19 protein-coding genes are annotated in these 19,088 nt (G+C 66.5%); 16 read left to right on the top strand and 3 right to left on the bottom strand.

The features are described from left to right. The 11 genes from lpdA to ACODRX_RS24665 all read left to right on the top strand — a co-directional run. On the top strand, positions 1-1,572 hold a 1,572-nt coding region (lpdA, locus tag ACODRX_RS24715), incomplete at its 5' end, for a dihydrolipoyl dehydrogenase (RefSeq protein ID WP_488874202.1). A gap of 168 nt (positions 1,573-1,740) precedes the next feature. Next, positions 1,741-3,081, top strand: coding sequence for a type II toxin-antitoxin system HipA family toxin (locus ACODRX_RS24710; RefSeq protein WP_488874201.1), 1,341 nt, complete (start codon positions 1,741-1,743; stop codon positions 3,079-3,081). A 17-nt stretch (positions 3,082-3,098) separates the two neighbouring features. Further along, on the top strand, positions 3,099-3,380 hold the full coding sequence (locus ACODRX_RS24705) for a helix-turn-helix domain-containing protein (RefSeq protein ID WP_488874200.1): 282 nt from the start codon (positions 3,099-3,101) through the stop codon (positions 3,378-3,380). A 151-nt stretch (positions 3,381-3,531) separates the two neighbouring features. Then, positions 3,532-4,386, top strand: coding sequence for an aldo/keto reductase (locus tag ACODRX_RS24700; RefSeq protein ID WP_488874199.1), 855 nt, complete (start codon positions 3,532-3,534; stop codon positions 4,384-4,386). Between the two features lie 115 nt (positions 4,387-4,501). After that, on the top strand, positions 4,502-5,467 hold the full coding sequence (locus tag ACODRX_RS24695; RefSeq protein WP_488874198.1) for a tripartite tricarboxylate transporter substrate binding protein: 966 nt from the start codon (positions 4,502-4,504) through the stop codon (positions 5,465-5,467). A 163-nt stretch (positions 5,468-5,630) separates the two neighbouring features. Next, a complete protein-coding gene (locus ACODRX_RS24690) occupies positions 5,631-6,755 on the top strand; it encodes a branched-chain amino acid ABC transporter substrate-binding protein (protein WP_488874197.1) in 1,125 nt (374 codons plus the stop codon). Between the two features lie 118 nt (positions 6,756-6,873). Next, positions 6,874-7,803, top strand: coding sequence for a high-affinity branched-chain amino acid ABC transporter permease LivH (gene livH, locus ACODRX_RS24685; RefSeq protein WP_488874196.1), 930 nt, complete (start codon positions 6,874-6,876; stop codon positions 7,801-7,803). Continuing rightward, on the top strand, positions 7,803-9,026 hold the full coding sequence (locus ACODRX_RS24680; RefSeq protein ID WP_488874195.1) for a high-affinity branched-chain amino acid ABC transporter permease LivM: 1,224 nt from the start codon (positions 7,803-7,805) through the stop codon (positions 9,024-9,026). Before livH ends, ACODRX_RS24680 begins: the two co-directional genes overlap by 1 nt. A 39-nt stretch (positions 9,027-9,065) precedes the next feature. Further along, positions 9,066-9,833, top strand: coding sequence for a high-affinity branched-chain amino acid ABC transporter ATP-binding protein LivG (gene livG, locus ACODRX_RS24675; protein WP_488874194.1), 768 nt, complete (start codon positions 9,066-9,068; stop codon positions 9,831-9,833). Next, the gene (locus ACODRX_RS24670; RefSeq protein ID WP_488874193.1) at positions 9,833-10,543 is read left to right on the top strand and encodes an ABC transporter ATP-binding protein; all 711 of its coding nucleotides are present in this window, start codon (positions 9,833-9,835) and stop codon (positions 10,541-10,543) included. Before livG ends, ACODRX_RS24670 begins: the two co-directional genes overlap by 1 nt. 103 nt (positions 10,544-10,646) lie before the next feature. After that, the gene (locus tag ACODRX_RS24665; protein WP_488874192.1) at positions 10,647-11,198 is read left to right on the top strand and encodes an NADPH-dependent FMN reductase; all 552 of its coding nucleotides are present in this window, start codon (positions 10,647-10,649) and stop codon (positions 11,196-11,198) included. Positions 11,199-11,223: 25 nt separating this feature from the next. Here ACODRX_RS24665 and dusA read toward each other — a convergent pair whose 3' ends face one another. After that, entirely contained in the window at positions 11,224-12,261 is a 1,038-nt protein-coding gene (dusA, locus tag ACODRX_RS24660; RefSeq protein WP_488874203.1) for a tRNA dihydrouridine(20/20a) synthase DusA, read from the bottom strand. A gap of 262 nt (positions 12,262-12,523) precedes the next feature. Here dusA and ACODRX_RS24655 point away from each other — a divergent pair, with 262 nt between their 5' ends. Then, entirely contained in the window at positions 12,524-13,498 is a 975-nt protein-coding gene (locus ACODRX_RS24655) for a Bug family tripartite tricarboxylate transporter substrate binding protein (RefSeq protein WP_488874191.1), read from the top strand. Between the two features lie 29 nt (positions 13,499-13,527). Here ACODRX_RS24655 and ACODRX_RS24650 read toward each other — a convergent pair whose 3' ends face one another. After that, positions 13,528-14,544: an AraC family transcriptional regulator gene (locus tag ACODRX_RS24650; RefSeq protein ID WP_488874190.1), complete on the bottom strand. Its 1,017-nt coding sequence runs from the start codon at positions 14,542-14,544 to the stop codon at positions 13,528-13,530. A gap of 159 nt (positions 14,545-14,703) precedes the next feature. Here ACODRX_RS24650 and ACODRX_RS24645 point away from each other — a divergent pair, with 159 nt between their 5' ends. From ACODRX_RS24645 to ACODRX_RS24635, 3 genes are read left to right on the top strand one after another with little or no spacing between them, the layout of a single operon-like run. Next, positions 14,704-15,258 (top strand): RBBP9/YdeN family alpha/beta hydrolase, encoded by a 555-nt coding sequence (locus tag ACODRX_RS24645; protein WP_488874189.1) that lies wholly within the window; start codon positions 14,704-14,706, stop codon positions 15,256-15,258. A gap of 41 nt (positions 15,259-15,299) precedes the next feature. Further along, a complete protein-coding gene (locus ACODRX_RS24640) occupies positions 15,300-16,292 on the top strand; it encodes a Bug family tripartite tricarboxylate transporter substrate binding protein (RefSeq protein ID WP_488874188.1) in 993 nt (330 codons plus the stop codon). 58 nt (positions 16,293-16,350) lie between these two features. Beyond that, a complete protein-coding gene (locus ACODRX_RS24635; protein WP_488874187.1) occupies positions 16,351-17,409 on the top strand; it encodes a beta-keto acid cleavage family enzyme in 1,059 nt (352 codons plus the stop codon). On the opposite strand, the gene ACODRX_RS24630 is transcribed toward ACODRX_RS24635, so the two are convergent. Then, positions 17,403-18,470, bottom strand: a complete 1,068-nt coding sequence (locus ACODRX_RS24630) for an AraC family transcriptional regulator (protein ID WP_488874186.1) — start codon at positions 18,468-18,470, stop codon at positions 17,403-17,405. The genes ACODRX_RS24635 and ACODRX_RS24630 overlap by 7 nt on opposite strands. Before the next feature lie 225 nt (positions 18,471-18,695). Here ACODRX_RS24630 and ACODRX_RS24625 point away from each other — a divergent pair. Next, positions 18,696-19,088: alcohol dehydrogenase catalytic domain-containing protein (locus tag ACODRX_RS24625; RefSeq protein WP_488874185.1), on the top strand; the 393-nt coding region annotated here is incomplete at its 3' end.

Below are 19,088 nucleotides of genomic sequence, written 5' to 3'. Positions count from 1 at the left end.
GCCCCGGCTCCCGCGCCGGCCGCAGCGGCCCCCAGCCCGGCTGCGGCCGCTGCTGCGCCTGCTCCCGTGGCCAGCAACTTCGGCGGCACGGTCGACGTCGATTGCGACGTGCTCGTGCTCGGCGGCGGCCCCGGCGGCTACTCGGCGGCGTTCCGCGCGGCCGACCTCGGCCTCAAGGTCGTGGTCGTCGAGCGCTATGCCACGCTGGGTGGCGTGTGCCTGAACGTGGGTTGCATCCCCTCCAAGGCGCTGCTGCACGTGGCCGCCGTGATCGACGAGGTCAAGCACCTCGACGTGGCCGGCGTCAAGTTCGGCGCGCCCGAGGTCAACATCGACCAGCTGCGCGGCCATAAAGAGAAGGTCATCACCAAGCTCACCGGCGGCCTCGCCGGCATGGCCAAGATGCGCAAGGTCACGGTGGTGCGCGGCTACGGCAACTTCGTCGGCGCCAACCACATCGAGGTCGAAGAGACCACGGGCACCGGCCAGGAGAAGACCGGCGCTAAGCGCGTGGTGCAGTTCAAGCGCGCCATCATCGCCGCCGGCTCGCAGGCCGTGCGCCTGCCGTTCATGCCGAACGACCCGCGCGTGGTGGACTCCACCGGTGCGCTGGAACTCAAGGAAGTGCCAAAGCGCATGCTGATCCTGGGCGGCGGCATCATCGGCCTGGAGATGGGCACCGTCTACAGCACGCTGGGCGCCCGCCTGGACGTGGTGGAAATGATGGACGGCCTGATGCAGGGCGCCGACCGCGACCTGGTCAAAGTCTGGCAGAAGATGAACGCGCCGCGCTTCGACAACATCATGGTCAACACCAAGACCGTGGCGGCCGAGGCAACGCCGGAAGGCATCAAGGTCAGCTTCGAGCCGGCCAAGGACGGCGTGAAGGTGCCCGAGCCCCAGACCTACGACCTGGTGCTGCAGGCCGTGGGCCGCACGCCCAACGGCAAGAAGATCGGCGCCGAGAAGGCCGGCGTGGCCGTCACCGACCGCGGCTTCATCGATGTCGACATCCAGATGCGCACCAACGTGCCGCACATCTTCGCGATCGGCGACATCGTGGGCCAGCCCATGCTGGCGCACAAGGCCGTGCACGAGGCGCACGTGGCCGCCGAAGTCATCGCCGGCGAGCTGCAGGGCAACCAGGAGCTGGCCGCGGCCGCCTTCAACGCCCGCGTGATCCCGAGCGTGGCCTACACCGATCCCGAAGTGGCCTGGGTGGGCCTGACCGAGGACCAGGCCAAGGCGCAGGGCATTAAGGTCAAGAAGGGCATGTTCCCCTGGGCCGCCTCGGGCCGTGCGATTGCCAACGGCCGCGACGAAGGCTTCACCAAGCTGTTGTTCGACGATTCGCCCGAGGCCCACGGCCACGGCCGCATCCTGGGCGGCGGCATGGTCGGCACGCATGCGGGCGACATGATCGGCGAAGTGGCGCTGGCCATCGAGATGGGCGCCGACACGGTGGACATCGGCAAGACCATCCACCCGCACCCCACGCTGGGCGAAAGCATCGGCATGGCGGCGGAGGTGGCGCACGGCTCGTGCACCGACGTGCCGCCGAGCAAGAAGTAAGCGGTTTTCCACGGCAAAGACAGAGGCAGCTTCGGCTGCCTTTGTTCTTTGGGGGCTTGGCCATTGACGGCTGCGACAAGTCTTCATGAAGATAGAACTTGCAATAAAGAGTTTTTCTATACATAGTGGAGCTTGAATTCAATTCATTATGTATAGAAAAACTCCTTTATGACTGCCTGCACCTTGCAACTGCATGCCTGGGGCCAGTGGCAGGACGTGGCCACGGTGGCGCTCTGGGGCGAGGAGGCCGAGGGCTGGCGTGCCAAGGCGTTCTCGGGCTATGCGGTGGATTGGTCGGTGAGCCAGTTCGGCAAGCGCGATGCCCACGCCATCAGCGTCAACTGGCCGGTAGGGCTGGAGCCGCTGGAGAGCCCGCATTGGCCGGTGTGGTTGATGGACATGCTGCCCCAAGGCTTTGGCCGCTCTGAGCTGCTGCGGCGATTGGGCCTGCCCGCCAGGGCCGAGCAGGCGGCGGACTGGCGCCTGCTGATGGCTGGCGCAGGCAACCCCATAGGCCATTTGCGGGTGAAGGAGGCGGCGCAATGGCTGCAGGAGCAGGATGCGGCGCTGGGTACCCGGGCGGATGCCGTGGTGCGCGGGTTCGAGCTTGGCGAAGTATCGGCCCGGGTCGAGGAGTTCAGCGAGCACCTGGCCCGGCATGGCCTGTTCGTCGCCGGCTCGTCGGGCGTTCAGGGCGAGTGGCCCAAACTGCTGCTCACGCAGGACCATCAGGGGCTGCTGCACCTGGACCACACGCTGGCCGACGAGGCGGCGGCCCGGCACTTCATCGTCAAGTTCAGCCGCGGCGGCGATGCGGCACTGGCCCGGATACTGCGCCACGAGCCGGTGTACATGGATCTGGCCCAGCGCCTAGGCTTGCAGGTGCATGCGCCTTTGCGGCTGGAGGCTGGCCGTGTGCTGTTCATCCCGCGCTTCGACCGGCGCGTGGCGGCGGCCGCTGCCGGCCAGACCGTGGAACGCCTGGCGCAGGAGAGCATCGCATCGCTGACCGGCCACAGCGGCTTTGACCGCGTGCCCAGCCACGACGAGGTCTGCCGTGCGCTGGTGGCCTGTTGCAGCGATCCGCAGGCCGAGGTGCTGGAATACCTGCGCCGCGATGTGGCCAATCTGGCGCTGGGCAACAAGGACAACCACGCGCGCAATACCGCGATCCAGCGCGACTTTTCCGGCCAGGTACGGCTGACTCCGCTGTATGATTTTGCCCCCATGTACCTGCACCCTGACGGCATTGCGCGACGCATGCGCTGGCAGGGTAACGACGGCGGCCAGCCCGACTGGGCGCGTGTGCTCGATGCTGTCTGCAGCGCGGAGGGAGACCCGCAGCAGCGCCTGGACCGAACCCGGCTGGCCCAGGGGTTGGCCGCCATGGCCGGGCCCATGGCCGAGATCGCGCGCGACGGCGTGGCGCTGGGCCTGGAGCCTGGGGTGCACGCCCACCTGCAGCGCGGCCTGCAGGCCATGGCCGAGCGCTTGGCTGCGCTGGGCTGAATCGATGCCGAGACTTTATGGATAAACGCTACAACACCCTGAGCCTGCCCGAGCAGCTGATGCTGCGCAAGCAGGCGATAGACGAGGTACTGCAGCACCCGGAGTGGCCGTTGCAGCAGGCGGTGCGCCACCTCAAGCGCACCATGCGCCTGACGAGCACCGAGCTGGCCACCATGGCCGGCATCAATGCCAAGACGCTGATGGACATAGAGCAGGGCAGAAGCGCTGGCACGGTGCAGACGCTCAACCGCATTCTGGGCGTGCTGGGGCTCAAGCTCGGGGTGGTGAAAGCGAGTTAGAAGCGTTGTTTGCCAAGACCGGTAACTTCGAAAATAGGAGCGTCTAGCGCTTTTATACAAACGATTTAAGATATATTTATATTGAAATTCCAGTGCTGTAAAGCGCTAGCAGCTATCAAAATTGATAACACCCAAACCGCAGGAGATACCCATGTCCACCACCCCGCATTCCCCGGCGCTGCCTTTTCTGCAAGGGCGCGCCCGCCTCGGTCTGGGCTCCTGGCATCTGGGCCAGGGCCGGCGCGATCGGGATACCGAGATCGAGGCGCTGGTGGCCGGCATGCAGCTAGGCCTGGGGCTGATCGATACCGCCGAGATGTATGGCGATGGCCTGTCTGAGGAGCTGATCGGCGATGCGCTGCGCCGGCTGCCCGCGGGCAGCGCCCGGCCGCTGCTGGTCAGCAAGGTGCTGCCGCACAATGCCAGCCGCCGCGGCGTGGAGCGGGCCTTCGAGGCCAGCCGCCAGCGCCTGGGCGTGGACTGCATCGACCTGTATCTGCTGCACTGGCGCGGCGCCGTGCCGCTGGCCGAGACGGTGGCGGCCTTCGAGGCGCTGAAGGCCGAGGGCCGTATCCGGCACTGGGGCGTCTCCAACTTCGATACCGACGACATGCAGGAGCTGTGGCGCCTGCCCCAGGGGCGCAACTGCGTGGTCAACCAGGTGCTCTACCACGTGCAAAGCCGCGGCATCGAGTACGACTTGCTGCCCTGGTGCCGCGAGCACGGCGTGGGCGTGATGGCCTACTGCCCGCTGGGCCACCGTGGGTTGATCGGCGATCCGCTGCTGGCCGGGATCGGCCGCAAGCACGGCGTGAGCGGCACCGCCGTGGCCCTGGCCTGGGCCATGCGCAGCGGGCAGGTGCTGGCCATCCCCGAAAGCGGCTCGGCCGAGCATGTGCGGGCCAACGCGGCCGCGCTGCAGCTGGGGCTGGATGCGCACGACCTGGCCGCGATCGATGCCGCCTCGCCGCCGCCGCGGCGCAAGCAGCCGCTGGATATTCTTTGAGGGCCTGGCGCATGTTCGACGCCCGCTCGCCCTTGCCGCCATGCCGTTGCGCCAGAATGGCGCTGTTTCGATCCACGACATAGACCGGCGTGCCGCGCACGCCAAGGAGACCCTCATGATCCCAAAGGCTGTGCTGCCCCTGTGCCTGGCCCTGCTGTCCGCGTCCGCGCTGGCGGCCTATCCCGAGCGCCCGATCAAGATGATCGTGCCTTTTCCGCCGGGGCAGGCCACCGACATCTTTGCCCGCGCCCTGGCCGAGAAGCTGGGCATGCGCCTGGGCCAGCCGGTGGTGGTCGAGAACAAGGCCGGCGCCGGCAGCAACATCGGCTCCGAATTCGTGGTGCGGGCCGAGCCGGACGGCTATACGCTGCTGGTGGCCGGCAGCGCCATGGCGGTGAACCAGACGCTCTACAAGAAGGTGAATTTCGATCCGCGCAAGGACTTGCAGGGCATCAGCCTGATCGCCAAGGTGCCGCTGGTGTTCCTGGCCAACCCGGCCACGGGCATCAAGAGCATGCAGGAGCTGGTCGGCAAGGCCCGGGCCGAGCCCGGCAAGTGGAGCTATGCCAGCGCGGGCATCGGCGGCACGCAGCACCTGAGCGCCGAGATGGTCAAGGCGCGCGCGCATATCGACATCACCCATATTCCCTACAAGGGCAGCGGGCCGGCGCAGGCGGATTTCCTCGGCGGCCAGGTGCCGCTGATGGTTGATTCGGTCACCGCGGCGCTGGCCAACATCCAGGCGGGCAAGGCGATTGCGCTGGGCGTGACTTCCGCCAGCCGCTCCAGCCAGCTGCCGCAGGTGCCCACGATCGCCGAATCGGGCCTGCCCGAATTCAAGGGCTTCGAGGCGGTGGGCTGGCTGGGCCTGATGGCGCCCGGGAGCACACCGTCGGCGGTCGTCGAGCGCCTGAATCGCGAGACGGTGGACATCCTGAACAGCGAGCAGATGCAGAAGTTCATCCGCGACCGGGGCTCCGAGCCCGCGCCGACCACGCCTGGGCAGATGAACCAGTTCGTGGCCCATGAAATCATCGAGTGGGGCAAGGCGGTGCGCCAGTCTGGTGCCTCGGTGGATTGAGGCGGCATGGCCGGCGTAATGACACAAATAGGCCTGCTTGCCAATCCACGGCATCCCTGTTGTTCAAAAAATTTTTGCCTATATGCTGCCGGTCACTCGCAAAAAACGTTATTCCCTTAACGATAATGATGCGATACCACAAGTCTGTGTAAAGGATATGAGCATGAAAGTACCGTTTCGCCTGAATTCCGTCGTGATCGCCGCCGGCTTCGCCGCCAGCCTGCTGGCCGGCGCCGCGCATGCGGAGAACATCAAGATCGCCATGGTGCTGCCCGCCACCGGTCCGGTGACGCAGTATGGCGACATGGTCAAGGAAGGCGTGGAGACCGCGGTCGAAGAGATCAACGGCGCCGGCGGCATCAACGGCAACAAGATCGAGACCGTGGTGGTGGACGATGCCTGCGAACCCAAGCAGGGCCCGGTGGCCGCCAACCGCGTGGTCAACTCCAAGATCCACTACGTGGTGGGCCCGGTGTGCTCGGGCGCCTCGATCGCCGCCGCACCGATCTACAACAACGAAGGCGTGGTGGTGGTGACCCCGTCGGCCACCTCGCCCGCGCTGACCGAAGGCAAGAACTACAGCTACATCTTCCGCACCATCGGCCGCGACGACCAGCAGGGCCCGTTCGCCGCCAAGTTCATCGCCGAGAAGATCAAGCCCAAGAAGGTCGCGGTGCTGCACGACAAGCAGGCCTATGGCCAGGGCATCGCCTCGGCCGTGCGCGACACGCTCAAGGCCGCGGGCACCAATGTGGCGCTGTTCGAGGGCATCAATGCCGGCGACAGCGACTACTCGGCCGTGATCACCAAGCTCAAGAGCGCCGGCGTGGACTTCGTCTACTACGGCGGCTACCACCCCGAGATGGGCCTGCTGCTGCGCCAGGCCGGCGAGCAGGGCCTGAAGGTGCGCATGATGGGCCCCGAAGGCGTGGGCAACCCCGAGATCAATGCCATCGGCGGCGCCGCGGTCGAAGGCATGCTGGTGACGCTGCCGGCCGACTTCGCCTCCAACCCCAAGAACGCCGCGGTGGTCAAGGCGTTCAAGGACAAGAAGCGCGATCCGTCCGGCTCGTTCCAGATGGCCTCGTACACCGCCGTGAAGGTGATCGCCGAGAGCATCAAGGCCGTGGGCAACGATCCCGCCAAGGTGGCCAAGCACCTGCACACCGCCTCGTTCGAAACCCCGCTGGGCAAGCTGGCCTGGGATGCCAAGGGCGACCTGAAGGCCTACGACTTCCAGGTCTTCCAGTGGCACAAGGACGGCAGCAAGACGCCAGCCACCAAGTAAACACCGAGTGTGTAATTCAAGGCATGGCCCTAAAACATAGGGCCATGCCTTCTTGTTTTGGCCCGCGCAACCACACGTTGCCGCAGGGGCCGATCACCTTGTTTGCGAGTGGTTTGGTATGAATGAATTTTTGCCTCAATTCATACAGCAGCTGTTCAATGGCCTGTCGCTGGGCGCGATCTACGCGATGGTGGCCATTGGATACACGATGGTGTATGGAATCATTGGAATGATCAACTTCGCCCATGGCGAGATCTACATGATCGGCGCCTATATCGGGCTGGTCACGCTGTCGGCCATAGGCACGCAAAGCGGCCTTCCCATCTACCTGGTGGTCGGCGCCATGCTGCTGGTGTCGGTGGCGCTCACCGCGGTCTATGGCTATGCGGTCGAGCAGGTGGCCTACAAGCCGCTGCGCAGCAGCCCGCGGCTGGTGGCGCTGATCTCGGCGATCGGCATGTCCATCTTCCTGCAGAACTGGGTGGCGCTGGGCCAGGGCGCGCGCGACATGGCCGTGCCCGCGCTGATTCCGGGCACCTTCCGCTTCGGCGGCGGCGACGGCGGCTTCGAGATCTTCGTGCCCTATACCCGCGTGCTGATCATCGTGGTGGCGGTGGTGCTGATGGTGGCGCTCACGCTGTTCATCCGCCATTCGCGCATGGGCCGCGCATCGCGCGCCTGCGCGCAGGACATGCAGATGGCCAACCTGCTGGGCATTGACACCAACAAGGTCGTGTCCTTCACCTTCGTGCTCGGCGCCATCCTGGCGGCGGTGGGCGGGGTGCTGATCGCGCTGGCGATCGGCAAGCTCAATCCCTACATCGGCTTCGTGGCCGGCATCAAGGCCTTCACCGCGGCGGTGCTGGGCGGCATCGGCAGCATTCCCGGCGCGATGCTCGGCGGCGTGCTGCTGGGCGTGGCCGAGACCATGGCGGCGGCCTACATCTCGTCGGAGTACAAGGACATCGTGGCCTTTGGCCTGCTGGTGCTGATCCTGCTGTTCAGGCCCACCGGCCTGCTGGGCAAACCCGAGGTGGAGAAGGTCTGATGAAAACCAGAATCAAGGACTCCATCATCGCCGCCATCCTGGCGGGCCTGGTCGTGCTGCCCATCTTCGGCCTGCAGCTGCAGCGCCGCGGCGGCCGCAACTTTCTGGAGCCGCACTGGAACTATGTGTTCGGCGCCATCGCCATCGTGTTCGTGTTCCAGCTGCTCAAGCCGCTGTTTGCGGCCCGCCTCAAGCAGGGCTGGCTGCCGGCGCTGCCGCAGGTGCAGCCGGGCAGCCAGCGCGTGCTGATGCTGCTGGTGCTGGCGGCGGCCATCGCCTGGCCGTTCTTCGCGGGCCGCAACGCGGTGGACATCGCCACGCTGGCGCTGATCTACGTGATGCTGGGCCTGGGCCTGAATATCGTCGTGGGCTTTGCCGGGCTGCTGGACCTGGGTTTCGTGGGCTTTTACGCGGTGGGCGCCTATACCTATGCGCTGCTGTACCACTGGGCGGGCTGGAGCTTCTGGGAGGCGCTGCCGCTGACCGGCGCCATGTCGGCGCTGTTCGGCTTCGTGCTGGGCTTTCCGGTGCTGCGCCTGCGCGGCGACTACCTGGCCATCGTGACGCTGGGCTTCGGCGAGATCATCCGCCTGCTGTTGGTCAACCTGGTGGATTTCACCGGCGGGCCCGACGGCATCTCGGGCCTGGCCAAGCCTTCGGTGTTCGGGCTGGAGATGGCGCGCACGCCCAGTACCGAGGGCGGCACCACCTTCCACCAGTTCTTCGGGCTGGAGTTCAACTCGCTGCACATGGTGATCTTCCTGTACCTGATGGCGCTGGTGCTGGCGCTGGTCACGCTGTGGATCTCGAATCGCCTGATCCGCATGCCCATCGGCCGCGCCTGGGAGGCGCTGCGCGAGGACGAAGTCGCCTGCAAGTCGCTGGGCCTGAACCCGATGAAGATCAAGCTCTCGGCCTTCACGCTGGGTGCGATGTTCGCCGGCTTTGGCGGCGCCTTCTTCGCCGCGCGCCAGGGCATCGTGAACCCCGAGTCGTTCAGCTTCATCGAGTCGGCGCTGATCCTGGCCATCGTGGTGCTGGGCGGCATGGGCTCGCAGCTGGGCGTGATCATCGCGGCCATCCTGATCACCGTGCTGCCCGAGCTGGCGCGCGAGTTCTCGGAATACCGCATGCTGATCTTCGGCCTGGTGATGATCCTGATGATGATATGGCGTCCGCAGGGCCTGTTCCCGATGAAGCGGCACCATACCGAGTTGAAGTAGCCCCCGTAAACACGGACAAAACGCATTGGAGAAGTGTTTATGAGTGACGCTATTTTGAAGGTGGATGGCCTGTGCATGCGCTTTGGCGGCCTGCTGGCGGTGGACCATGTGGCGATGGAGATCAAGCCGCAGGAGATCTTCGCCGTCATCGGCCCCAACGGCGCCGGCAAGACCACGGTGTTCAACTGCATCAGCGGTTTCTACAAGCCCACCGAAGGGCGGATCGAGCTGGCCGGCAAGTCCATCGCCGGCCTGTCCAGCCACGAGGTGGCCAACCACGGCGTGGTGCGCACCTTCCAGAACGTGCGCCTGTTCAAGGGCATGACGGTGCTGGAGAACCTGCTCGTGGCCCAGCACCAGCAGGTCAGGCGCGGGCTGCTGCCCGGCCTGTTCAAGACCCGCGCCTACCGCGAGGCCGAAGAGAAGGCCGTGGCCCAGGCCGCGCACTGGCTCGACGTGATGGGCCTGCGCGCCTTCGCCAACCGCGAGGCCGGCAACCTGGCCTACGGCCACCAGCGGCGGCTGGAGATCGCCCGCTGCATGATCACCGCGCCCAAGCTCTTGATGCTGGACGAGCCCGCCGCCGGCCTGAACCCGCAGGAGAAGGTCGAGCTGCAGCACCTCATCAACGAGCTGCGCCGCGACTACGGCGTGACCGTGCTGCTCATCGAGCACGACATGAGCCTGGTGATGGGCGTGTCCGAGCGCATCCTGGTGATGGAGTACGGCAAGCCGATCGCCATGGGCCTGCCGGCGGACATCCGCAGCAACGAGCGTGTGATCAAGGCATATCTGGGGGAATCGTGATGCAGCCGATGTTGGAGATTCAGGACGTCAGTACGCATTACGGTGCGATCTGCGCGGTCAACGGCGTGAGCCTGCGCGTCGACCAGGGCGAGATCGTCTCGCTCATCGGCAGCAACGGCGCGGGCAAGACCACCTTGCTGATGACGGTGTGCGGCAATCCCCGCGCCAGCAGCGGCTCCATCCGCTTCGAGGGCGAGGAGATCGTGGGCCAGCCCTCGCACCTCATCATGCGCAAGGGCATTGCCATCTCGCCCGAGGGGCGGCGCGTGTTCAAGGACCTGACCGTGGTCGAGAACCTGCAGATGGGCGCGTTCTTCCTGAACAAGGACGAGATCGCCAAGGGCATCGAGTATGTCTACGGCCTGTTTCCGCGCCTCAAGGAACGCGCCGAGCAGCGCGCGGGCACCATGTCCGGCGGCGAGCAGCAGATGCTGGCCATCGGCCGCGCGCTCATGTCCAGGCCGCGCCTGCTGCTGCTCGACGAACCCACGCTGGGCCTCGCGCCGCTGGTGATCGCGCAGATCTTCGAGATCATCAAGACCGTGCGCGCGCAAGGCGTGACCGTATTCCTGGTGGAGCAGAACGCCAACCAGGCGCTGCAGATCGCCGACCGCGGCTACGTGCTGGAAAACGGCCGCGTGGTGCTGGAGGATTCGGGCGCGAGCCTGCTGGCCAACCAGGACATCCGCAAGGCCTACCTGGGCGGCTAAGGCGGCGCTTCCGAGACTCTGCAGGGATTGCCCGGCTGGGGAATAATGGTGCCGGCTCCGGGCCGCAAGCCCGGGGTTTTCTTCCACTCTTCAGACCCGGAACATGGCTCAATACCAAATCGCCGTCATCGTCGGCAGCTTGCGCAAGGACTCGTTCAACCGCCAACTGGCCAATGCCGTGATCAAGCTGGCGCCACAGGACTTCAGCTTCCAGATCGTGCCCATCCACGAGCTGCCGCTGTACAACCAGGACCAGGACAGCGCAGTGCCCGAGGTGGTCAGCCGCTTCAAGGACACGATCAAGAACGCCCAGGGCGTGCTCTTGGTGACGCCCGAGCACAACCGCTCGCTGCCCGCGGCGATGAAAAACGCGCTCGACCAGGGCTCGCGCCCCTGGGGCCAGAGTGTGTGGGGCGGCAAGCCGGCCGGCGTGATGGGCATCTCGCCAGGCGCCGCCGGCACCAGCATGGCGCAGCAGCACCTGCGCAATGTGCTGGCCTTCCTCGACATGCCCACCATGGGCCAGCCCGAGATGTTCCTGCAGATGCGCGAAGGCATGTTCAACGCCGACGGCAGCGTGGCCGAGGCCAGCCGCGAGTTCCTGCAGAAGTGGATGGACAAGTACACCGCCTGGGTGCGCAAGCAGGCCGCTTGAGCGGCTGCGGCGGCTCAAGCGGCTTTCAGGCCAGCGCGGCCTGCTCCTCGGGCGCGGGCCGCGCCGGCTTGCTGCGGGCCAGCCGCATCACCTCGTGCGGCGCCAGCGTCTTCAATCGATGGTCGCTCCACACCTGGCGCCAGCGGCGCGCGCCGGGCAGACCATGGCGCAGGCCCAGCATGTGGCGGGCAATCGCATACCAGTGCGTGCCATGCTCGGCCGCCTCGCGCTCCATGTAGCGCACCATGGCTTCCTCGACCGATTCGCGGCTGATGTCTGACGGCGCCGCGCCGTAGTACAGCGCATCCCAGCTCGCCAGCCACCAGGGGTTGTGGTAGGCCTCGCGGCCGATCATCACGCCGTCGACCCGCCGCAGCTGCTCCTGCGCCAGCGCATCGCTGGCGATGCCGCCGTTGACCGCGATGGTCAGCGCCGGAAAGTCGCGCTTGAGCTGCGCCACCACCTCATAGCGCAGCGGCGGGATCTCGCGGTTCTCCTTGGGCGACAGGCCCTTGAGCCAGGCATTGCGCGCATGGACGATGAAGACCTCGCAGCCGGCCTCGGCCACCGTGCCGACGAAGTCGCGCACGAAGGCGTAGCTCTCCTCCTTGTCGATGCCGATGCGGTGCTTGACGGTGACCGGCAGGTCCACCGCGTCGCGCATGGCCTTCACGCAGTCGGCCACCAGCGCGGGCTCGTTCATCAGGCAGGCGCCGAACGCGCCGCGCTGCACCCGCTCGCTGGGGCAGCCGCAATTGAGGTTCACCTCGTCATAGCCCCACTGCCGGGCCAGCTGCGCGCACTGCGCCAGATCGGCCGGCTCGCTGCCGCCCAGCTGCAGCGCCACCGGGTGCTCCGCGTCGTCGAAGCGCAGGTGCCGCGCCACATCGCCATGCAGCAGCGCGCCGGTGGTCACCATCTCGGTGTAGAGCAGCGTGCGCCGCGACAGCAGGCGGTGCAGGTAGCGGCAGCCCCTATCGGTCCAGTCCATCATCGGCGCAACGGATGTGCGCCACAGGGCAGAGTTTTGATTCGTAAGTGGTTTTTCCACCTGGGTTTCCATGGAGGGGCAGGGCGCGCGCACACGCCGGTGCACGCAGAAATACACGGTCCGCGCCCGCCGTCGGCGGCACGGATGGGAACAGAGGGCGATATTTTCGCAGCTATGCCGCGGCAGGGGTGTGCAGGCGGGCAATGGCCCGGGTTTGCACGGGTCTGCCGCTGTCGCCGAAAGACAAGTGGCAGGCGTGAAACATCAAGTGCGGTTGCGGCGCCGGCTCCATCATTCGCCGATCGTAGATGCAGGCTGAACAAGGAGATACACCATGCGACTTCATCCCATGCCCTGGCGCGCCTTGGCGCTCGCCGCACTGTCCTGGCTGGCGGCCACGCCCGCCGCCATGGCGCAGGATTGGCCCAGCAAGCCCATCAGGTTGGTGGTGCCTGCGCCGCCTGGTGGCATCACCGACGGCGTGGCCCGTCGGATCGGCGAGCAGCTGCACCGCACCTTGGGGCAGCCGGTGGTGGTGGACAACCGGCCCGGCGGCTCCGGCGTGGTGGCTGAGCGCGCGCTGATGAACGTACCCGCCGACGGCTACACCACGATGGTGCTGCCATCGAGCGTGCTGACGGACCTGCCGCTGTCGATGAAGACACCGTTCGACCCGAACAAAACCTTCACCTATGTGATGGATGCAGCCGTCATGGTCCATGTATTGGTGGCCAACACCAGTTTTGCCCCCAATACCGTGGCGGCTGCGCTGGAGCTGGCGCGGCAGGGCAGGGAGGCCGTGAGCGTGGCCAACCTGAGCCCTGGCCTGCGCTCGGACATGCTGGGCGACCTGCTGCGGGAAAAGAGCGGCCGCACCATCCAGGTCATTCCCTACAAGGGCTCGGCGCCGGCCATGGTCGACCTGCTGGGCGACCAGGTGCAGATGACCTTTGAGGTGGTGACGAACGCCGCGCCGCTGATCAAGAGCGGCAAGCTCAAGGGCCTGGCGGTGGTCTCGGCCGCGCGTTCGCCCCATCTGCCGCAGGTGCCGAGCTTCTCCGAGCTGGGCATGCCGGAGTTCGTGCTGCCGGACGCCAGCATAGGCGTGGCCCTGCTCAGCAGCACACCCGGGCCGCTGATCGCGCAAATCCGGCAGGAGCTGGAAAGGGCCGTGCGCGCACCCGGCTTCCGCACCGCCATGGCAGCGCAGGGTTTCGATGTGCCGCCCGAGAGCACGCTGGAGGAGTTGCAGCGGAAGATGGCGGCGACCATGGAGCAGAATCGGAAGATCCTCGGCAGCCTGCGCTGAGCCTCAGGGCGGGGACTCAGGGCGGGGACTCAGGGGCCCCTGGCGGCCTGTCTTTGCGCGCGGCTTTCCTTGGCGCTGCAGCCGAACTGTGTCACGTACCAGCGCGAGAAGCTGCTGGATGCGGTGAAGCCCAGGATCTCGGCCACCTCGGTCAGCGGCCGCTCGCTTTCGAGCACATAGCGCGTGGCCAGCTCCTTGCGGATGTCGTTGACCAGCGACGAAAAGCTCTGCCCGCGTTCGGCCAGGCGGCGCTGCACGGTGCGCGGCATGACGCCCAGGTGCTCGCTGACGCGCTCCATGCTGCAGCGTCCGCTGGGCAGCAGCAGCAAGATGGTGCGGCGCACATCGTCGAGCAGGTGGGTATCTGGCGCCTTGACCGTGTCGTCGACCAGCTTCTGGGCATAGCGCGCCATGGCCGGGTCGGCAAAGGGGTTGCGGGCGTCCAGGTCCGCTTTGCCGCAGACGATGCAGTTGAACAGGTAGCCGAACTCGACCACGGGGCCGAAGAGCTGGGTGTGGACGCTCAGGTCGCGCGGTGCCGCATGCTCGAAACACACGCGCCGCGGCAGCCAGTCGCTGCCGACCAGCTGGCGTATCAACCGCACCATCACGCCCAGGGCCAGCTCCACCCGCTGCCGCGTAGGCTGGTGCGCGCTGCCGGCCATCACGGCCTCGCGGATCAGCACCATGCCGTTGCTTTCCTCCACCGTCAGCGACAGCGCGCCATTGAGCATGGCCTGGTAGCGCATGAGCATGTGCAGGGATTCGCGCAGGGTGGCCTGGTCGCGGATCAGCAGGCCCACCGGCCCCAGGTTGGAGAGCAGGCGCGAGCGGGCCATGCACAGGCCGAAGCTCTCGTTGCCCGAGGCCGTGGCCGAGGCCTGCAGCAGGCGGCCGACCGCAGCGACGGGGATCATCAGGTCGGGCTCATCCAGCACGCCGGGGCTGAGGCCGGCATCCAGCAGCATGCGCACCGGGTTCAGGCCAGAGGCGCTGGCCACTTCCCGGTAGTTGGTGAGGCAGGCTGCGCGGACGAGGGACGCCATCGGTCGAGCTATCCAGGTGGCATGAATGGAAAAGCGTTTGTCATCCAAAGACAAGCGCCGCTGGCGCACCGCGCCCACACTTGATGCATCGGCGCATTCTACCTGCGAGGCCCCGGCCGCGAGACTGCGCACCATGCGACTTTTGAACCGGAAGCACCCATGTCCATTCCTGCCACCATCCTGATCGTTCCCGGCCTGCGCGACCATGTCGCGGACCATTGGCAGACTCTGCTGGCCGCCCAATTGCCCCGGGTACGCACCGTGCCGCCGCTGGAGCACGGCAAGCTGCGCTGCGCGGCGCGCGTGGCGGCGATCGAACGCACGCTGGCCGGCATCGAGGGCCCGGTCGTCATCGTCGCGCACAGCGCTGGCGTGATGATGGTCGCGCACTGGGCGCAGCAGGCCACGCGGCCCATCCAGGGTGCGCTGCTGGCCGCGCCTGCCGACCTGGAGACCCCCATGCCCGCCGGCTACCCCACGGTGGAGCAGCTCGGCGCCAATGGCTGGCTGCCCACGCCGCGCAAGCAGCTGCCGTTCCCCAGCATCGTCGCGGCCAGCAGCAACGATCCGCTGTCGCGCCTGGAGCGCGCCCACTCCTTTGCCCGGGCCTGGGGCAGCCGCTTCGTGGAATTGGGCGCGGTGGGGCACCTGAACCCGGCATCGGGCCATGGCGAATGGCCTCGCGCGATGCAGCTGCTGGGCGAGCTGGTCTAGGGCCACTTTTCGAGTTTTGAAGCAAAGCAAGGAGACCCACCATGATGAATACCCCGAAAAAAACCTGGCTCGCCAGCCTGCCGGGCATAGGCTTGGCGGCCATGGCCTACGGGCCGATGGCAGTGGCCGCGCCCGCCTGGCCCGGCAAGCCGATCCGCCTGGTGGTGGCCGGGCCCGCCGGCGGCAGCGCCGACATGCTGGCGCGCGTGCTGGCGGAGGGACTGCACGACAGCCTGGGCACGCCGGTGATCGTGGAGTCCAAGCCCGGCGCCTCGGGCGCCATCGCCATCAACGACCTGAAGGCCAACGGCAAGGACGGCTACACCTTCCTGGTGATCCAGAACGGCGCGGTCAGCGAGGTACCGCTGGCCTACAAAGTCAGCTACAAGCCCTTCGCCGACCTGAAGCCGCTCGCCGAGATCAGCCGCACGGCCCTGGTGTTGGTGGCCAACAAGGACCTGCCCCTGAACACGCTGCAGGACGTGGTGCAGTATGGCCGGGCGCAGAAGGACAGCCTGGACTTTGCCTCGTATGCCACGGGCATGCGCGGCCATACCTCGGGCATCTTGCTGGGCCAGCTCACCCGCATGAACATGCGCTACATCGGCTACAAGGGCTCGCCGCCGGCCCTGGTCGACCTGATGGGCGGGCAGTTTCCGCTGATGTTCGACGGCGTCACCACCTCGTTCCCGCTGATCAAGAGCGGCAAGATCAAGGCCATCGCGGTGAGCTATCCCACTCGCGTCGAGGCACTGCCGAACGTTCCCACCTTCAAGGAGTTGGGCTACCCGCAACTGTCCAAGGCCGGCTGGTTCGCCGTCTGGGCCAACCCGCAGACGCCGGCGGGCATCCAGCAGAAGCTGCGCGCCGCAACGCTGGCTTATCTGCAAAAGCCCGAGGCCCAGAGCCGTATCAAGGCCATAGGCATGGAGCCCGGCGAGGCGCTGACCACCGAGGCGCTCGAGGCCGACCTGAAGGAGGCCTACCAGCAGCAGGCAGCCTTGCTGAAATCCATCAACTACCAGCCTGAATGAAGCGTGCGCAGCGCCCGCCACTCCTCACGATTACATCGCAACCCGGAGAGCTTTCACCATGAACTTCCTTGACGGACACCTGTACCCCGAGAACCAGCAGCCGCTGATCATCACCGCTGCCCCCTATGCGCCGGGCTGGATTCCCGCGGACTTCCCCGAAGACATCCCGGTCACCATGGAGGACCAGATCCAGAAGGCGGTGGACTGCTACGAGGCCGGCGCCACCGTGCTGCACCTGCATGTACGTGAAGAGGACGGCAAGGGCAGCAAGCGCCTATCCAAGTTCAATGAGCTGATCGCCGGCGTGCGGGCCCGCGTGCCCGAGATGGTCATCCAGGTGGGCGGCTCGATCAGTTTCGCCCCCGAGGGCCCGGACGGCGAGGCCAAGTGGCTCTCCGACGACACGCGCCATATGCTGGCCGAGCTGACGCCCACGCCCGACCAGGTCACGGTGACGGTGAACACCACGCAGATGAACGTGACCGAGCATGCCGGCGAGGACGACTTCCGCGGCGTGTCGCGCGGCTTCCCGCACCTGCACAAGACCTACAAGGACATGATCGTCCCGTCGAATCCCAGTTTCGTCGAGGAGCACATCCGGCGTCTGACGGCCGCCGGCATCCAGAGCGAGTTCCAGGTCTACAACATCAACAGCTTCGAGACCATCGAGCGCATGATCCGCCGCGGCGTCTACAAGGGCCCGCTGGTGATGAATTGGGTGGCCATCAGCGGCGGCATGGACCAGGCCAACATCTTCAACCTGGCCAACATGCTGCGCGCCGTGCCCGATGGCGCCATCGTCACGGTGGAAAGCTCGGTGCTCAACGTGCTGCCCATCAACATGATCGGCATCGCGCTCGGCCTGCATGTGCGCTGCGGCACCGAGGACGTGCTCTGGAAGCAGGACCGCTCGGGCAAGATGAGCTCGGTCGAGCAGATCAAGCAGCTGGTGCGCATCGCCGGCGAGTTCGGCCGCCCGATCGCGACAGCCCAGCAGGCGCGTGAAATCATGCAGATCGGCGTGTTCTACGAAACTGCCGAGGAGACGCTGCACAAGAACGGCTTTGCGCCCAATCGCAACGGAGGCAACCAGGGGTTTCTGCGCAAGCCTCAGTGATCGGGCCTGCTGGGAATGCTCCGTGAGCCGTGCCGGGCAGCGCAGGCCGGCGCCTCCGGCAAATTCTGCTCGCGCCAGCAGCTCGGGCTTTGCTGGAATTGCCTGGCAAACCAGCGCGAGAATGAGCTGACTTCGGAGAACCCCGACAAGGCGGCCACGTCGCCGATCGGAAGATTGGCATTTCTCAGTGCCCGCATGGCGGTCTGTATGCGCACGGTGTTCAGCGCCAGTTGGTAATTGGTGCCGGCGATCTCCAGCTGCCGTTGCAGCGAGCGCGTGGTCTGTCCCAGCATCTTCGCCACCTGCGCGATGTGGTGATGGCCATGGGGCAGCAGAGCTTGGATGGAGTGCTGTACCTGCTGCTCGACGCTGGCGGAGGCGGGCGCGGGGGCCAGCGAGTTGAGCAGCAGCCTCGCATGCTGTTCCATGGAGGCATCGTGGTTCGCATGCATGCGATGCAACTCGTCCTGCCGCAGGGCTATGCCGTCGAAATCCGAGTCGAAGATCACGTCGCAGCCGAACAGGGCCAGGTGCCGGCGGGTGCTGGCCGGCGCGCCATGCGTGAAGTGCACGCTGCTCGGCGTCCAGGCTGCCCCCAACTGGTGGCGGCACAGGCTCAGCAGGACTGCTATGCCCAGCTCGATGGGGTGGCGCCCGGGCACTTCGCGTTCGGTGGCCAGGTTCAGCTGTACGAAGGCCAGTCGACCTTGCTCGACCGTGCTGAGGACGACGGTGCTGCTCAGCAGGTGCTGGTAGTCCTTCATGGTCCGCAGCGCGCTGGCCAGGCTGGCCTGGTGCTGCAGTGCGAGGCTGATGCAGCCGAAGTCCGACAGCCGCCAGTCAGCGCCCATCAAAAGACCCAGCGGAGCCTGGCTGGACTGGTGGGCCGAGGCTTCCAGCAGGTAGGCAAAGGATGCTTCGGGAACCGGCATGTCGTCGGAGGACAGGCAGACCTGGTCCAGGTCCATCTGGCTCAGCATTCTCAGCGGATCCATGCCCAGGCCCCGGGCCACCTGGGAGTACTTCTTGAGGCTGATGCTTCTGACGATGGGAGTGTGCATGGCGGGGCGGGCCTTGAGTCGTTGACCAGGTCCGGGCGATGGTATCGCCGGTACCGGTGCCTGTTGCATGCGGCAGGCCCGGGTTTTCCCCTGCCTGTCGCCATTTGCTAAATGCTGGCGCCTTTGGCTAACGGCGGCAGCCAGGAGCGGCTCGACAATTTTTTCCATGCGCAGGCCAGGGCGGCAGCCAGGCCGGACATGTCAATGGATAGCAAGGAGATCGAGTTGGCTAAAGTCGTTTTATTTGATAGGACTGGAGCACCCGAGGTGCTGTATCTCAAGGAGGTGGCGCTGGGGCAGCCCGGGCCGGGTGAGGTGCGCCTGGAGCACAAGGCCGTGGGCCTGAACTATGCGGACACCTACTTTCGCACCGGTATCTACCCGGTGCCGCTGCCCAGCGGCATGGGCGTCGAAGGCGCGGGCGTGGTGACCGCCGTGGGCGAGGGCGTGGGCAATGTCCGGGTGGGCGACCGGGTAACCTACACCGGCTTCACCAACACGCTCGGCGCCTACAGTACCGAGCGCCTGATCGATGCGGCGCCGCTGATCCGGCTGCCCGAGGACATCGCCTTCGAGACCGCCGCCGCGATGACCATGCGCGGCCTGACCTCGGCCTAC

The organism is Comamonas sp. FG99 (assembly GCF_057808605.1).
The sequence above is the reverse complement of the archived record's forward strand: the minus strand, read 5'-3'. Positions and strand labels throughout refer to the sequence as shown.

Excerpts from the sequence above, each read along its gene's own strand:
- ACODRX_RS24635 (WP_488874187.1), top strand. The coding sequence starts at position 16,351 with ATGAACTTCCTTGACGGACACCTGTACCCCGAGAACCAGCAGCCGCTG.
- ACODRX_RS24695 (WP_488874198.1), top strand. The coding sequence starts at position 4,502 with ATGATCCCAAAGGCTGTGCTGCCCCTGTGCCTGGCCCTGCTGTCCGCG.
- ACODRX_RS24705 (WP_488874200.1), top strand. The coding sequence starts at position 3,099 with ATGGATAAACGCTACAACACCCTGAGCCTGCCCGAGCAGCTGATGCTG.
- livG (WP_488874194.1), top strand. The coding sequence starts at position 9,066 with ATGAGTGACGCTATTTTGAAGGTGGATGGCCTGTGCATGCGCTTTGGC.
- ACODRX_RS24645 (WP_488874189.1), top strand. The coding sequence starts at position 14,704 with ATGTCCATTCCTGCCACCATCCTGATCGTTCCCGGCCTGCGCGACCAT.
- livH (WP_488874196.1), top strand. The coding sequence starts at position 6,874 with ATGAATGAATTTTTGCCTCAATTCATACAGCAGCTGTTCAATGGCCTG.
- ACODRX_RS24665 (WP_488874192.1), top strand. The coding sequence starts at position 10,647 with ATGGCTCAATACCAAATCGCCGTCATCGTCGGCAGCTTGCGCAAGGAC.
- dusA (WP_488874203.1), bottom strand. The coding sequence starts at position 12,261 with ATGGAAACCCAGGTGGAAAAACCACTTACGAATCAAAACTCTGCCCTG.
- ACODRX_RS24640 (WP_488874188.1), top strand. The coding sequence starts at position 15,300 with ATGATGAATACCCCGAAAAAAACCTGGCTCGCCAGCCTGCCGGGCATA.
- ACODRX_RS24710 (WP_488874201.1), top strand. The coding sequence starts at position 1,741 with ATGACTGCCTGCACCTTGCAACTGCATGCCTGGGGCCAGTGGCAGGAC.
- ACODRX_RS24650 (WP_488874190.1), bottom strand. The coding sequence starts at position 14,544 with ATGGCGTCCCTCGTCCGCGCAGCCTGCCTCACCAACTACCGGGAAGTG.
- ACODRX_RS24690 (WP_488874197.1), top strand. The coding sequence starts at position 5,631 with ATGAAAGTACCGTTTCGCCTGAATTCCGTCGTGATCGCCGCCGGCTTC.
- ACODRX_RS24630 (WP_488874186.1), bottom strand. The coding sequence starts at position 18,470 with ATGCACACTCCCATCGTCAGAAGCATCAGCCTCAAGAAGTACTCCCAG.
- ACODRX_RS24670 (WP_488874193.1), top strand. The coding sequence starts at position 9,833 with ATGCAGCCGATGTTGGAGATTCAGGACGTCAGTACGCATTACGGTGCG.
- ACODRX_RS24655 (WP_488874191.1), top strand. The coding sequence starts at position 12,524 with ATGCGACTTCATCCCATGCCCTGGCGCGCCTTGGCGCTCGCCGCACTG.
- ACODRX_RS24680 (WP_488874195.1), top strand. The coding sequence starts at position 7,803 with ATGAAAACCAGAATCAAGGACTCCATCATCGCCGCCATCCTGGCGGGC.
- ACODRX_RS24700 (WP_488874199.1), top strand. The coding sequence starts at position 3,532 with ATGTCCACCACCCCGCATTCCCCGGCGCTGCCTTTTCTGCAAGGGCGC.